Source organism: Streptomyces sp. NRRL F-6492 (genome assembly GCF_001280125.1).
Taxonomy (GTDB): Bacteria; Actinomycetota; Actinomycetes; order Streptomycetales; family Streptomycetaceae; genus Streptomyces.
Genome location: NZ_LGEG01000225.1, coordinates 17,198 through 30,876, shown reverse-complemented (window position 1 = coordinate 30,876; position 13,679 = coordinate 17,198). Strand labels below are relative to the sequence as shown.

Here is a 13,679-nt window from a genome sequence, read left to right as displayed (position 1 = left end):
GGAACGGAACCCTCCCCGCCGCCGTTACCGGAATCCCTCCCGGCGACTACGATGCGCCCATTCACGGTGATCCGCGCCCGCCACCACCGGCAACCGGACCGGCGGACGCGCCACTTCGCCCTGTCTCACCCCCCGCGCCCCGAGGATCCGCCATGCGCACCACCACCAGCAGCAGAGGGCTCCAGCCCAATGTCCTCGGCACCTTCGACACGATCGTGATGGCCGTCGCCGGCAGCGCCCCCGCCTACTCGCTCGCCGCGACCACCGCCGTCCTCTTCGGCGCGGTGGGCGTCGGCGGACCGGCCGCCCTGCTGTACTGCGCGATACCCATGCTCGGCATCGTCCTCGCGTACGCCCGGCTCGGCCGGATCGACGTCAACGCCGGCGCCGCGTACTCCTGGGTGGGCCGCACCCTCCACCCCTTCCTCGGCTTCCTGTCCGGCTGGGCGCTCGTCTTCTCCACCACCGTCTTCATGGTGGCCGGTTCGCTGCCCGCCGGATCCCTCACGCTCTCCCTGGTCGCCCCGGGCCTCGCCGACCACACCGCGCTCGCGGCGGCCGTCGGCGCCTGCTGGTTCCTGGTGATGCTGCTCGTCGTCCTGGGCGGCGCCCGGCTCACCGTACGGGCGCAGCTGGTCATGTCCGGGGTCGAGATGCTGCTCCTGCTCGGCTTCGTCCTCGCCGCCGTGGCCCACCGGGGCCACGCCACCGCCTTCGACTGGTCCTGGTTCGGCCTCGCGCAGTTCGACGGCCCGGAGGGGTTCGCCGCCGGGGCGCTGATCGCCGCGTTCTACTACTGGGGCTGGGACGTCACCAGCAACCTCAGCGAGGAGACCCGCGACAGCCGCAGGACCGCCGGGGTCTCCGCGCTCGTCGGCGTCGGCTTCGTCTTCGTCCTCTTCGAGGCCATCACCGTCGCCGTCAACGTGCTGCTGAGTTCCGAGGAGATCCGCCGCGCCGGACCGAACGTCCTCGCCGTCGTCGGCCAGGAGGTCTGGCCCGGCGTCGGCGGCAAGCTCCTCGTCGTGGCCGTCCTCCTGTCGACCGTCGCCACCCTGGAGACCACCCTCATCCAGGTCACCCGCTCGCTCTTCGCGATGGGCCGCGACCGGACCCTGCCGGCCGCGCTCGGCACCGTCCACCCGCGCTGGAACACCCCGTGGGTCGCGATCGCCGCGGTCGGCGGGGCGGCGCTGCTGCTGTTCGCCGCCGCCGCGGCGGCCGGTTCCGTGCAGCAGATCCTCCGGGACGCCGTCTCCGCGATCGGCCTCCAGATCGCCTTCTACTACGGCCTGGCGGGCATCGCCGCCGTCGTCGCCTACAAGGGCCTGCTGCTGCGCTCCGTGAAGAACCTGGTCGTCGGCGGCCTCTGGCCGCTGCTCGGCTCGGCCTTCATGCTGTGGGCCTTCGTCGAGTCGCTCGGCGAACTCTCCACGACCGCCCTCGCCATCGGCCTCGGCGGCCTGCTCCTCGGCGTGGTCCCGCTGGCCGTGTACGGCCGGAGGGGCGGCGACTACTACCGCCGCCCGGCCCGCCTCGACGCGGTCCGCGCCCTCGCCGCCTCGGCCGACGCCGGGGCGGCCACCCCGGGCGCCCGCACGGGCGGCCGGGACAAGGGCTACGCGACGGACTTCTGACGGCAGCCGAACCAGAAGGAGGCCCCGATGGCCGTACGCCGCCGCTCCTCGCGCCCGGCGCGCCCGGAACGCTTCGCGCCCGACTTCGACCCGGACTTCGGGGACCGGGCGCTGACCGAGGCGCGCCACGACATCGTCATCGGCCGCTGGCAGGGCGTCCGGGACCTGCTGGCCGCCACCGGCGACGACTGGGCGCGCCGCACCCACCGCGTCCGGCTCCTCTCGCACGCCGCCGCGGGCAGCTCCACCGTCGAGACCTGGCGGGGCGCCGAACCGGGCAACCCGGACGCCGCCGTGCTGCGGGCCGCGACCGAGGTGGTGCGGGTCTTCGACGCGGCCATCGCGGCCGGCCGGGGCGCGGCCGTCGACCGGGGCCGGATCGACGCGGCCGTGGACGCCTGCCGGGGCGCGGCCGAGGCGGCGCCCGCCGACCCGATGCCGTGGGTGTCGCTGCTCTCGGTGGCCAGGCTGTACGAGGGCGGGGTGCCGCGCCGCGAACTGCGCCACTGGTTCGACGAGCTGCGGCGCCGCGACCCGTACAACACCGAGGGGCACATCCAGGTGCTGCGGTACTGGTCGGCGCGGTGGCACGGCACGCACGGCAGCATGTACGACTTCGCCCGCGACGCGGCCGGCGTGGCGCCGCCCGGCTCCCCGCTGCCGGTCCTGGTGCAGGTGGCCCGGGTCGAGGAGTACCGCTACATCGCGGACGGGGCCCTGGGCCGGGGCCCGGTGCGCGGCTTCGACCAGCACTGGAAGCACGAGCTGGCGGTGACCGAGCTGCGCCGCACGCACGCCCGCTGGATCGGTGGCCGCGATCCGGGGAGCCCGGTGGCGCCCGAGGAGGTCGGAGACCTCAACTTCCTGACGCACGCGGCCTGTTACGCGGGCCAGGTGGACATCGCCAGGGAGCTGCTCGGGATGCTGGGGCGGCGGGCGGCGTGGGTGCCGTGGGCGTACACGGGCGAGCCGGAGGAGCAGTTCGTGCGGTTCGGGGAGGGCCTGGGGGTGGAGTCCCCCCAGGCCCGGGGCTGATCAGACGCCGATGTCCCGCCCGTCCGTGCGCCAGACGGCGACGACCGAGGGCCGGACGATCTTCCCCGGCCCGTCGGGCCAGGTCGACGCGGGCTTCTCGACGGACGCGCCGTCGACCTCGCCCGGGTGCTGCACGGCGACGAGCACGCGCCGGTCCTGGATGATCGGACCGCAGGTCTCGGCGCCCTTCGGCACGGTCAGGAACTGCTTCAGCTCACCGCGCCGCTCGCCCTGCACGGCGACGCCGAACAGGCCGTCGTGCGAGCCGAGCTGGGAGCCGTCGGTGGAGATCCACAGGTTGCCGTGCGGGTCGAAGGCGACGTTGTCCGGGCAGGAGATCGGGGAGACCTTCTCCTTGGGGAAGCCGGCGAAGTAGGTCGCCGGGTCGTTCGGGTCGCCCGCGACGAGGAAGAGGCGCCAGGCGAAGCCGTCCGAGGACGGGTCGTCCCAGTGCTCGGCCAGCTCCAGGATCTGCCCGTGCTTGTTGAGGTTGCGCGGGTTGGCCTCGTCCGCGCCCGCCTTGCCGGCCTTGCCGCGGTCGGTGTTGTTGGTGAGCGCGACGTACACGCGGCCGGTGCGGGGGGACGGCTCGACGTCCTCGGGGCGGTCCATCTTCGTCGCCCCGACCTTGTCGCCGGCGAGGCGGGTGAAGACGTACACCTCCTCGGCGGTCATGCCGGGGACGTGCGAGACGTTCCCGGTGGCGAGCGGGATCCACGTGCCGGAGCCGTCGAACTCGCCGTCGTTCGGGAGCTTTCCGGTGCCGTCGACCTCGGCCGGGGAGTCGCCGGTCAGCTTGGCGACGTACAGGGTGCCCTCGTCGAGGAGGGTGAGGTTGTGCTCGCGGGCGGCCCGCGAACTCCCCTTCCTCATCCGCTTCGAGGAGACGAACTTGTAGAAGTAGTCGAAGCGCTCGTCGTCGCCCATGTAGACGACCGGGCGCCCGTCGGCGGTGAGGCGGGGCTGGGCTGCCTCGTGCTTGAAGCGGCCGAGGGCGGTGCGCTTGCGGGGCGTGGAGTCGGGGTCGTACGGGTCGAGCTCGACGACCCAGCCGAAGCGGTGGACCTCGTTGGGCTCCTGCTTCAGGTCGAAGCGCTTGTCGAACCGCTCCCACTTGCGCTCGGTGGCGCCGGAGCCGACGCCGTAGCGCTTGTCGGTGGCGCTGGAGCCGTTCGCGAAGTACTGGTTGAAGTTCTCCTCGCCGTGGAGGGTGGTGCCCCACGGGGTGGTGCCGCCCGCGCAGTTGTTGAGCGTGCCGAGGACGGTGCGGCCGGCCGGGTCGGCGGAGGTCTTCAGCAGGTCGCTGCCCGCGGCGGGGCCGGTGACCCGGAACTCGCTGGTCGTGTGCAGCCGCCGGTTGAGGTGGTGGCGGGAGACCGGCGTCAGCCTGCCGCCGCGGCGCTCCTCCTCGACCACGACGACGGACAGGCCGTGCGCGGCCCAGGCGGTCTCGACCTGCTCGCGGGTCGGGTTCGCGGGGTCGTAGCCGCGGAACATCAGGACTTCGTCGGTGTACTCGTGGTTGGCGACGAGGACCTGGCGGTCGCGCTCCCCGGGCAGCGGCAGCAGGGAGAGGAAGTCGTTGTTGTAGCCGAACTGGCCGGCCTGGGCCTTCGCCGTCTGCTTCTCGGCGTCGAAGGCGGGGGCGCCGCGCAGGATGGGCTCGCCCCAGCGGATGACCACGTTCTGGGAGTAGCCGGAGGGGACGGTGACCTTGTCGGCGGTGTTGGGCGCGACGGGGGCGAAGCGGAGGCCGCGGGCGCCGTCGGCCTTGACGGGCGGGTGCCCGTGGCCGTGGCCGCCGCCGTGGGCGACGGCCTCCGGGGCCTCGCCGAGCACGGCGGCGCCGCCGACGGCGGAGGCGACGGTGACGACGGCGGCGGCGCGCAGGGCGGAACGGCGGGAGAGGACACCGGCTATGAGGTCGCCGGCGTACTCGTTGTCGCTGGTGTTGGGCACCTCGTGGAAGCAGGCGTCACCGCAGCGGTAGCGGCAGGTGAGAGCGGAACGGCCGCCTCCGTGCGGGTTCGTGCTCAGGAGCGGCAGCAGTTTGCGCACTTCGTCCTCCTCCGGCGCAGCACTGCGCCGACATGGTGTCGGGATGTCTTCGGCGGTGACGCTAGGTGCGCGTCCCTGCACGGGGGCGGCGGGGGGATGAACGCCGGATGAATGCGGGACGGCCGAGGGCGACCGGGGCACGGAGGTGGCGGGAAGTGGCCGCTAACCTTACGTATCCGCCCTGGCCAGGGATGAAAGTCCCGAAGCACCCAGTACGGACATTCACACCGCACCCCCACTCATGCGAAAGGGTTCGCCCATGGGTATTCGGAGCATGCTGCGCAAGGTGTTCGGCCGGGACCGCGAGGACTCCCCGGCAACCTCCGTCCCGCCCCAGTCGCGTGAGACGGTGGAGCCGGCGGCCCCTGAGGCCACTGGGGCTCCGGAGACCCAGGAGACGCCCGAGGCCCCCGAGGAAGTCCGTCGGGCGGCGGACGACCTGGTGGCGGCGTCCTTCGACAACCCGCAGGTCCCGAAGGCGCGCTCGGCGGAGCCGGTCGCTCCCGCGGAGACGGTCGCTCCCGCGGAGGCCGAGGTGGAAGCGGTCCCGCGGCTGGAGCCGGCCGGGTCCGACGCGGAGACGAACACGGTGGAGTCCGCGGAGGCCGCGGAGACCCTGGAGGAGGAGACCCCCGTCCGCTCCGCCGCGGCCGAGGCGGCGGAGCGGGAGGCGGCGGCGGCCGTTCCCGTGGCCGAGCCCGTGGAGGTCTCCCTGCCCGAGGAGCGGGACGACGAGACCGGGGTGTCCGCCGAGGTGGACGCCGTCGAGGTCTCCTACCCCGAGACCCCGGCCGGGGCGGAGGGAACCTGCGCGGTCCCCGCCGCACCGGAGCCCGGCACCGCCGAGGCCGAGGAGACCGAGGAGACCCCGGAGGCCCCGGAGTCCGAGGACGCCCCGGAGGCCGAGGAGACCCCGGAGGCCGAGCCGCAGGCCGTGGCCGCCACCGAGCCCGAGCCCGCCGTGGTCGCGGAGCCGGAGCCCGCCATGGTCGCGGAGCCCGCGCCCGCCGTGGTCGCCGCCCCCGAGCCGGAGGCTTCCGCGCCGGAGGCCCCCGCGCCGGTACCAACCCCGGAAACCCCCGTGATCACCGCCCTGGAGCCCGAGGCCCCCGAGACCCCCGAGGTCACCGAGGTCACCGAGGCTCCCGAAGCCTTCGACGCCACCGCCCCGGCCGTCGCCGCCGGCCCCGCCCTCTCCCTCGCCAGGGTCAAGGCCGTCGCCCCGCACCTCGCCGACGCGTACAAGGCCGCCGGGACCGTGCTCAAGAAGCAGGGGCTCACCGGGGCGCGGGCCGCCGTGTACCTGGTGGTCGACCGGTCCGGTTCGATGCGCGGGTACTTCAAGGACGGCTCCGTGCAGCGGCTCGCCGAGCAGACGGTGGCGCTCGCGGCGCACCTCGACGAGAACGCCGCCGTCACGGCCGTGTTCTTCTCCACGGACATCGACGGCACCGCCGAACTGACCCCGGCCACGCTCTCCCCCACCCGCGTCGAGGAGATCAACGCCGGTCTCGGCCGCCTGGGCCGCACCCACTACCACCGCGCGGTGGAGGAGGTCCTCGCCCACCACGAGAAGACCGACCCCGCCCGCCCGGCGCTGGTGGTCTTCCAGACGGACGGCGCGCCGGACGCGAGGACGGCCGCCACGCAGGCGCTCGCCGGGGCGGCGGACCGCCCGCTGCACTGGCGGTTCGTGGCCTGGGGCGAGCAGGACAACAAGGCCTTCGACTACCTCAGGAAGCTCGGCGGCACGCCCCGTACCGCCGCGTACTTCCCGGGCTCGGTCCCGGCCGGGACGGCGCACGCCGCCTTCTACCGGGGCCTGCTCGAAGGCCTGGAGCTGTAGGCCCTAGGGCCGGGCGGCGGTGACCGGCAGGGTCACCGTCACCACGAGGCCGCCGCCGTCCCCGGCGCTCCGCGCCACCGCCGTCGCGCTCCCCCCGTGGGCGGTGGCGATCGACCGGACGATGGAGAGCCCGAGCCCGGCGCCGGGCCCCGTCCGGTCGCGCCCCTCGCCGCGCCGGAAGGGCTCGAAGAGGCCCTCGACGTCGTCCGGCGGAACGACGGGCCCGGTGTTGACGACGGTCAGCACACCGCCCGCCACCCGCACGTCCACGAAGCCCCCGGGCACGTTGTGGACGACCGCGTTCGCGACGAGGTTCCGTACGAGCTGCCGCAGCAGCACCCGGCTCCCCCGTACGACGCCGCCCTCCTCGCCCGCCACCGCGTCCTCGTACTCCTCCGCGACGACCTCGCCGAAGGGCACGTCCTCGCGCTCCGCGAGTCCCCGTTCGCCACGGGCGAGGAGGAGCAGGCCGTCGAGGAGGCGTTCGCCGTGCCGGTTGGTGTCGAGGAGGACCTGCCGGACGCCGCAGTCCTCGTCGAGGCCGACCTGGATGGCGGCGCGCTGGGTGGCGAGCGGGGTGCGCAGCTCGTGCGAGGCGTTGGCGATGAACCGCCGCTGGCTGTCGAAGGCGGTCTCCAGCCGCCCGAGCAGCGCGTCGACCGTGTCGCCCAGCTCCTTCAGCTCGTCGTCGGGTCCGCGCACCGCGAGCCGCCCGCCCAGGTCCCGCTCGGAGAGGCGCCGGGCGCGGGCGGTCATCTCGTGCACGGGCCGCAGGACGCGCCCCGCCGTCCACCAGCCCACGACCACGGCGCCGCAGGCGATCACGAGCAGGGACATGCAGGACCACATGAGCATCTGCTGGTGCGCGGCCCGGCCGACGTCGTCGCCGATGCGGTACGCCTCGACCACGGCGACCTCGTCGGCCCGCGCCACGATGGCCTCCGTCCGGCCGTCCGTACCGGCCCTGACCAGCAGGTTCACCACGAGCAGCAGCAGGGCGCCGAGGACCAGGAAGACCCCTCCGTACACGAGGGCGATCCGGGTCCGGATGGTCGACCCGGCCCCCAGGTGGCCACCGCTTCCCGCGCTCACAGCGCGTACCCCACGCCCTGCACGGTCCGGATCGCCCCCGGCTCCCCCAGCTTGGCCCGCAGCTTGCTCACGCAGACGCGCACGGCTCCGGTGAAGGGGTCGGCGTGGGCGTCCCAGGCGCGTTCGAGGAGTTCCTCGGCGGAGACGACGGCGCCGTCGGCCTCCAGGAGGATCTGGAGGACGGAGAACTCCTTGGGGGAGAGGTCGAGGTCGCGTCCGTCGCGGACGGCGGTCCGCCGGACGGTGTCCATCCGCAGCCCGTCCCGTTCGAGGAGCGGCGGCAGGGGCGGGGCGGAGCGCCGGCGCAGGGCGCGGACGCGGGAGACCAGCTCGGGGAACTCGAAGGGCTTGCCGAGGTAGTCGTCGGCGCCGAGGTCGAGCCCCTCGACCCGGTCCTCGACGGCCGTGGCGGCGGTCAGCATCAGGATCCGGGTGCGGGAGGCCCCGGCGACGAGCCGCCGGGCGACGTCGTCGCCGTGGACGCGGGGCAGGTCGCGGTCGAGGACGAGGACGTCGTACGCGTACAGGCCGAGCCGCTCCAGGGCGTCCTCGCCGTCGTGGACGGTGTCGACGGCGAATCCGGCCCGCCGCAGGCCGGTGGCGACGAATCCGGCGAGGACGCGCTCGTCCTCGGCTACCAGTACACGCATCCCCCCATCCTCGCCGCCCCGCGCCCGCCCCCGTCCCCCGGGGGTTCATGGATGTGAGTGGATCTTCGCGGGGCCGTTAGGATTTCGACCATGGCGGCCACTGGATCCGAGAAGCAGGGGGCGAAGGCGTGAAGAGTTTCTACGTATCGACCCCCATTTACTACGTCAACGACGCTCCTCACCTGGGCCACGCCTACACGACCGTCGCAGGCGACGTGCTCACGCGCTGGCACCGTCAGCGCGGCGAGAAGGTGTGGTACCTCACCGGCACGGACGAGCACGGTCAGAAGATCATGCGCACGGCCGAGGCGAACGACGTCACGCCCCAGGCCTGGTGCGACAAGCTCGTGGAGGAGGCGTGGAAGCCCCTCTGGGAGCACCTGAACATCGCGAACGACGACTTCATCCGCACCACGCAGAAGCGTCACACCGACCGCGTGCAGGAGTTCGTGCAGGACCTGTACGACAAGGACGAGATCTACAAGGGCGGGTACGAGGGCCCGTACTGCGTGGGCTGTGAGGAGTTCAAGCTCCCCGGCGACCTCGTCGAGGCGGAGGACGGCACCAAGCTGTGCGCCGTCCACAAGAGGCCGGTGGAGATCCTCAAGGAGGAGAACTACTTCTTCAAGCTGAGCGCGTACGGCCCGAAGCTGCTGGAGTTCTACGAGGCGAACCCGGGCTTCATCCAGCCGGAGTCGGCCCGCAACGAGGTCGTGAACTTCGTCAAGCAGGGCCTGGAGGACCTCTCCATCTCGCGCTCGACGTTCGACTGGGGCATCCCGGTGCCGTGGGACGAGAAGCACGTCATCTACGTGTGGATCGACGCGCTCCTGAACTACGCGACGGCCGTCGGCTACAACGAGAACCCGGCGAAGTTCGAGGAGACGTTCCCGGCGGACGTGCACCTGATCGGCAAGGACATCCTGCGGTTCCACGCGGTGATCTGGCCGGCGATGCTGATGGCGCAGGGCCTGCCGGTCCCGGGCCGGGTCGCGGCCAACGGCTGGCTGATGGTCGGCGGCGAGAAGATGTCGAAGTCGAACCTGACCGGCATCAAGCCGCAGGACCTGACCTCGCACTTCGGCGTGGACGCGTACCGCTGGTACTTCCTGCGGGCGATCGCCTTCGGCCAGGACGGCTCGTTCTCGTGGGAGGACTTCACCGCCCGCTACACGAGCGAGCTGGCCAACGACTACGGCAACCTCGCCTCGCGCGTGGCGGCGATGGTCGGCAAGTACTTCGGCGGCGAGCTGCCGGCGTCGGCGGCGGACGGCGACGCGGAGAAGGCGGTCCAGGACGGCCTGGCGAAGGCGGTCGCGACGGCCGACCTGAAGATCGGCGAGGAGCTGGACTTCCAGGCCGGCATCCTGGCGATCTTCGACTTCGTGAAGCAGGTCAACGGCTACATCACGGAGCAGGAGCCCTGGAAGGTCGCGAAGACCGCGTTCGGTGACGCCGCTGACGCGACGGGGTCGGAGGAGGGCCGCGCCCGCCTGGCGACGATCCTCTACACGGCCGCCGAGTCCCTCCGCGCCGTCGCCGTCCTCCTCAACCCGATCATGCCGGAGACCTCCCAGGCCCTGTGGGACTCCCTCGGCGCCGAGGCGTCCCTGGGCGCCCTGGCCGCGCAGCCGGTCCAGGACGCGGCCGCGTGGGGGCGGCTCCCGGCGGGCGCGACGGTGACGAAGGGCGCGGTGCTGTTCCCGCGCCTGGAGGAGCCGAAGAAGGACTGACGGTCCCGCTGCCGTCGATCGCGCCGAAGGCCGCCGCACCCGTACGCACGGGGCGGCGGCCTTCGCCGTACGCGCCTCACACCAGGGCGAGGACGGCCACGGCGGGCGCCATGTAGACCAGCGGGAAGGGCACGTGGCCGTACGCGCGGGCCCGCAGGACCGTGATCACGGCACCGGCGAAGTACAGGACGAGCCCGATCGCGGCCAGGACGCCGACGAGCGGCACGGCGTACCCGACGAGCAGCCCGACGGCCCCGGCGATCTTGACGGCCCCGAGCAGGTTCCACCAGCTCCGGGGCACCCCGTACGCGGCGAGCGGCTCGACGACGAACCCGGCCCTCACGAGGACGGCCACGCCGGAGAACCCGGCCATGAAGGCGGCGACGGCGGTGACGACGGTGGCGGTGGTGGACATGACGGGCTCCTTCGGCGTTCCCGGTGTCCGACCCGATCGGGCCGGACACCCCACTGACGGAGCGGGGAGGGGAAGTGTGACGGGCCGCCGGAAACTTCCTCGGGACGCGACCGCGACCGGAACGCGGAAACCCGGGTTCCGGTCGGTCGGGCCGCCTTCCCAAGGAACGAGGAGAGAAAGAACCCTCTCCAAGCCCCACCTCTCCCCGCTTCGGCGGAACCCTCACCCGGGGGAGTGAAAACCACCAAAAGGGCTGTTCGGAGGGCGGGTTGCCGGATCTAAGCTCGGCCCGATTGGCATATGACCGCAGACATGCGTCGGCCCCCGCCGGGAGTGGAGTCCCAAAGACGGGGGCCTGACCACCTAGGAAGTGAGGCTTCCCGATGGGTACCCAGAACATTAGCGCGCGCCCCCTCGCCCCGTCCCGCAACGACGGGCGGAACCGCCCCGTGAAGCCCGGCACGAGGTCCGTCCGGGCGGGCGGCGTCATCCACGAGAACGTCCGCCACACCACCCGGTTCACGGTGGTCGGCAACCACCTCTCCCAGCACGCCGAGCTGTCGCTCCTGGCCATCGGCCTGGCCGTGCACATCCAGTCGCTGCCCGGCGGGTCGCCCGTCGACATCAAGAGCCTCACCAGGCGCTTCCCCGAGGGGGCGCGCCGGATCGCCGCCGGACTGCGCGAGCTGGAGGCCCACGGCTACCTGCGCCGCGAGCTGGCACGCGACGACGCCGGGAAGATCGTCACGCGCACGGTCTCCTGCAACCACCCGGGGCGGTCGGCCGCCGACGAGGAGGCGGTGCGCAGGGCCCCGGCCCGCCGTACGGAGGCCCCGCGCCGGGCCCTGCCCGCCGTACCGCAGCCCGCGTACCCGTCCCCCGACCTCCTGCGGACGGGCCTCGGCGTCCTCGCCGGCCTGCGGCACGAGGACCCCCGCCTGCACCTGTCGGCCACCGAGACCGAACACCTGGCGCCGGGGGTCGCCGCCTGGCTGGAGCGCGACCTGACGCCGGAGGCCGTCCGCCGGGTCCTGACCTGCGCCCTGCCCCTGGAGCCCCTGCGCCGCCCGGCCGCGCTCCTGGCCCACCGCCTGTCCGCCCAGCTCCCGCCGCCGCCGCTCGGCACGGCGGACCCGGCGCCCCCCCGGCACCCCCTCCAGAACTGCGACACCTGCGACCTGGCCTTCCGGGGCCCGGAGCCGGGCACGTGCGAGGGCTGCAGGCGGAACGCGATGACGACCTGAACCCGGTCGACGGGCCTGCCGCCCGCTCTGCCCGACGGCTGGGACAGACTGTCGGCCATGGGACACTCCACTGCCTATCCGCTGTTGACGACGACGGATCTCGACGCGCTCTTCGCCCTCGCCGAGCGGCTGCTGGTCGTTGCCGAGGGCTCCGACGCGAGGGCCGAGTTCTGGGTGCGGGTACCCGGCCGTGAGCAACTCCGCCGACTGCTGGCCGCCGTACCCGGTGCCGAGACCACGGCCCGCGTACGCGCCGATGCCGCCGAACCCGGCGACCACCCGCTGTCCGAGGACCTCTACCTCATCGATCTGGCCGTGCCCGTTCAGGACGCCGTCGAGACCGCCCGAGCCGTACTGGAGTTCTGTCCCCGATTCCAGCTCACGTGGGACTCCTTCGGCTGGCCGCCGGTTCCGGAACTCGGCCACGCCGCTCACTTCAAGTACGCCGCCGTGCAGATCAGCTTCCACCACCGCCACGTGGCCCTCGACGAGGACCCGGCTCCCGACCACACCCTGTACGTCCATGCCGACGGTCACGACGACAGAGCGGAGTGGCTCGCCCGCCAGGCCGGTGCCGAAGTGATCGGCCCCCCGCTGGAAGGGCCGTAGCACCATGACCGTCGTCCCGACCCTGGTGAATCCCGCGGACCTGATCCGCCTGTACGGAGCGGTCCCGCCCCTCGACACGTTCCGGCTGCGGGCCGTCAACCTGTCCTGGATCGGTCCGACGGTCATACTGCGCGTGGACCTTTCGAGCTTCCCGGCGACGGTCCCGCCGGAATGGGAGGGCACGGACGTCGACACCGTCCAGTGCCACCTCCAGTTCCTCGCGGTGGAGGATCTCTCCCTGGAGCAGTGGGAGCCGCCCGTGCCCTCCGCCTCCTTCACGGCGGAGCCCCTGGGCGGAAGGCGGAGGATGCGGGTGCGCGTGCGGGGCGCCGGGGTGGACCTCGGCTTCACCGGCCACGAGTCCGTGCCGGTGGGACACGTGAGCGCCTTCAGGATCGCGCCCGACGGCGCGGACGGCGGCCGTCACCTCTTCCTGGGGCGGGTGGACGCAAGGCTGCACGAGACCGTCCCCGGACCCGAGGAGAGGCCCTTCCATGAGCGCGTCTGACTGGACGGCGGTCGTCGGATCGACGGAGGAGGTCACGGACGCGTACGCGACGCCCCCGGACCTGGACGCGTGCAGGCTGTACTACGTACAGATCGACGAGAGGGAAGCGTCGGTTACCTTGATGTTCGAGACCACCGCCCTCCCCGAGAGGCCGCCCCCCGCCTGGGCGGACAGGGCGTACGACACCGTCGAGTTCTACCTGACGTTCACGGGCGTGCGGGGACTGCGGGTCAGCGGCTGGGAGTTCAGCGCCCGCGACGCGGGAGTCGCCCTGAACACCGGGGAGGGCACGGACGTCCGGGTGACCGTCGAGGCGGAGGGCTCGTACCTCGACTTCACGGCCTCCGGCTCCTCCCTGGCCCGTTTCCGCTCCTACCTCTCCGCGGGGCCGTGCGGTGATTGATCCCGGGGAGCGGGCCGGGGACCTGGAGGACCTGTGGGCGTACGGGCAGAAGCCGGCGGAGCTGGAGGCCGAGGGGGCCCGGGTCGTCCCGTGGACGGTCACGGACAACGGGGAGCGCCTCTACCGGCTCGACCGCTCCGGCCTCGATCCGGACCGGTGGACCGTCGTGGTGAACGAGACGCGCGGCGCCCGCTGGGAGCACTTCTCCGTGTCCCGCACCCGATTCCTCGCGTCCGCCCTTTCCGGGGAGCCGCGCCCGGGCGTCCTCTCCTCCTCGTTCCCCCGCGTCGTGCACGAGTTCCGTCGGCCCGGTCCGGCATGACGGGGCGGAAGGAGCGACCGGGCGCGATCGGGGTGAGGTTCCCGGTGCGCCCGGGGCAGGGAGAGCCCGGTGACTCCGACTTCGGGGACATCGCGTGTGAGGGGCGGAGCGGAACGGTGGTGTCGGC

12 protein-coding genes and 1 pseudogene are annotated in these 13,679 nt (G+C 73.2%); 9 read left to right on the top strand and 4 right to left on the bottom strand.

What is annotated here, in order from left to right:
- The first annotated feature begins 152 nt into the window (after positions 1 to 152).
- Positions 153 to 1,637, top strand: coding sequence for an APC family permease (locus ADL08_RS21175; RefSeq protein ID WP_053645314.1), 1,485 nt, complete (start codon positions 153 to 155; stop codon positions 1,635 to 1,637).
- 27 nt (positions 1,638 to 1,664) lie between these two features.
- Complete coding sequence (locus ADL08_RS21170; protein ID WP_053645312.1) at positions 1,665 to 2,672, top strand: hypothetical protein; 1,008 nt, start codon at positions 1,665 to 1,667, stop codon at positions 2,670 to 2,672.
- On the opposite strand, the gene ADL08_RS21165 is transcribed toward ADL08_RS21170, so the two are convergent.
- Positions 2,673 to 4,730 (bottom strand): PhoX family protein, encoded by a 2,058-nt coding sequence (locus tag ADL08_RS21165; RefSeq protein WP_053645310.1) that lies wholly within the window; start codon positions 4,728 to 4,730, stop codon positions 2,673 to 2,675.
- Positions 4,731 to 4,989: 259 nt separating this feature from the next.
- Between ADL08_RS21165 and ADL08_RS38320 the strand changes: the two genes are divergently transcribed.
- Positions 4,990 to 6,576: a VWA domain-containing protein gene (locus ADL08_RS38320; RefSeq protein WP_234352217.1), complete on the top strand. Its 1,587-nt coding sequence runs from the start codon at positions 4,990 to 4,992 to the stop codon at positions 6,574 to 6,576.
- A 3-nt stretch (positions 6,577 to 6,579) separates the two neighbouring features.
- Here the strand turns inward: ADL08_RS38320 and ADL08_RS21155 are convergent, their stop codons facing one another.
- Positions 6,580 to 7,668 carry a sensor histidine kinase gene (locus ADL08_RS21155; protein ID WP_053645308.1) on the bottom strand — a complete coding sequence of 363 codons (1,089 nt, stop codon included), beginning with the start codon at positions 7,666 to 7,668 and terminating at the stop codon, positions 6,580 to 6,582.
- Positions 7,665 to 8,318, bottom strand: coding sequence for a response regulator transcription factor (locus ADL08_RS21150; RefSeq protein ID WP_053645306.1), 654 nt, complete (start codon positions 8,316 to 8,318; stop codon positions 7,665 to 7,667). Before ADL08_RS21150 ends, ADL08_RS21155 begins: the two co-directional genes overlap by 4 nt.
- A 90-nt stretch (positions 8,319 to 8,408) precedes the next feature.
- On the opposite strand from ADL08_RS21150, the pseudogene metG reads away from it, so the two are divergent.
- Positions 8,409 to 10,051 (top strand): annotated as a pseudogene (gene metG / locus ADL08_RS21145) (methionine--tRNA ligase).
- 76 nt (positions 10,052 to 10,127) lie between these two features.
- Here the strand turns inward: metG and ADL08_RS21140 are convergent.
- Entirely contained in the window at positions 10,128 to 10,466 is a 339-nt protein-coding gene (locus tag ADL08_RS21140; protein WP_053645302.1) for a DoxX family protein, read from the bottom strand.
- Between the two features lie 383 nt (positions 10,467 to 10,849).
- Here ADL08_RS21140 and ADL08_RS21135 point away from each other — a divergent pair, with 383 nt between their 5' ends.
- The 5 genes from ADL08_RS21135 to ADL08_RS21115 are packed head-to-tail and all read left to right on the top strand — an operon-like array spanning position 10,850 to position 13,552.
- Positions 10,850 to 11,710 (top strand): DNA-binding protein, encoded by an 861-nt coding sequence (locus ADL08_RS21135; RefSeq protein ID WP_053645300.1) that lies wholly within the window; start codon positions 10,850 to 10,852, stop codon positions 11,708 to 11,710.
- A 57-nt stretch (positions 11,711 to 11,767) separates the two neighbouring features.
- Positions 11,768 to 12,319, top strand: a complete 552-nt coding sequence (locus ADL08_RS21130; protein WP_159043111.1) for a hypothetical protein — start codon at positions 11,768 to 11,770, stop codon at positions 12,317 to 12,319.
- Positions 12,320 to 12,323: 4 nt separating this feature from the next.
- Complete coding sequence (locus tag ADL08_RS21125; RefSeq protein WP_053645297.1) at positions 12,324 to 12,827, top strand: Imm50 family immunity protein; 504 nt, start codon at positions 12,324 to 12,326, stop codon at positions 12,825 to 12,827.
- Positions 12,814 to 13,230: an Imm50 family immunity protein gene (locus ADL08_RS21120; protein ID WP_053645295.1), complete on the top strand. Its 417-nt coding sequence runs from the start codon at positions 12,814 to 12,816 to the stop codon at positions 13,228 to 13,230. The genes ADL08_RS21125 and ADL08_RS21120 overlap by 14 nt, the downstream gene beginning before the upstream one ends.
- Positions 13,223 to 13,552, top strand: a complete 330-nt coding sequence (locus ADL08_RS21115) for a hypothetical protein (protein ID WP_053645294.1) — start codon at positions 13,223 to 13,225, stop codon at positions 13,550 to 13,552. The genes ADL08_RS21120 and ADL08_RS21115 overlap by 8 nt, the downstream gene beginning before the upstream one ends.
- The last annotated feature ends 127 nt before the right edge of the window (positions 13,553 to 13,679 follow it).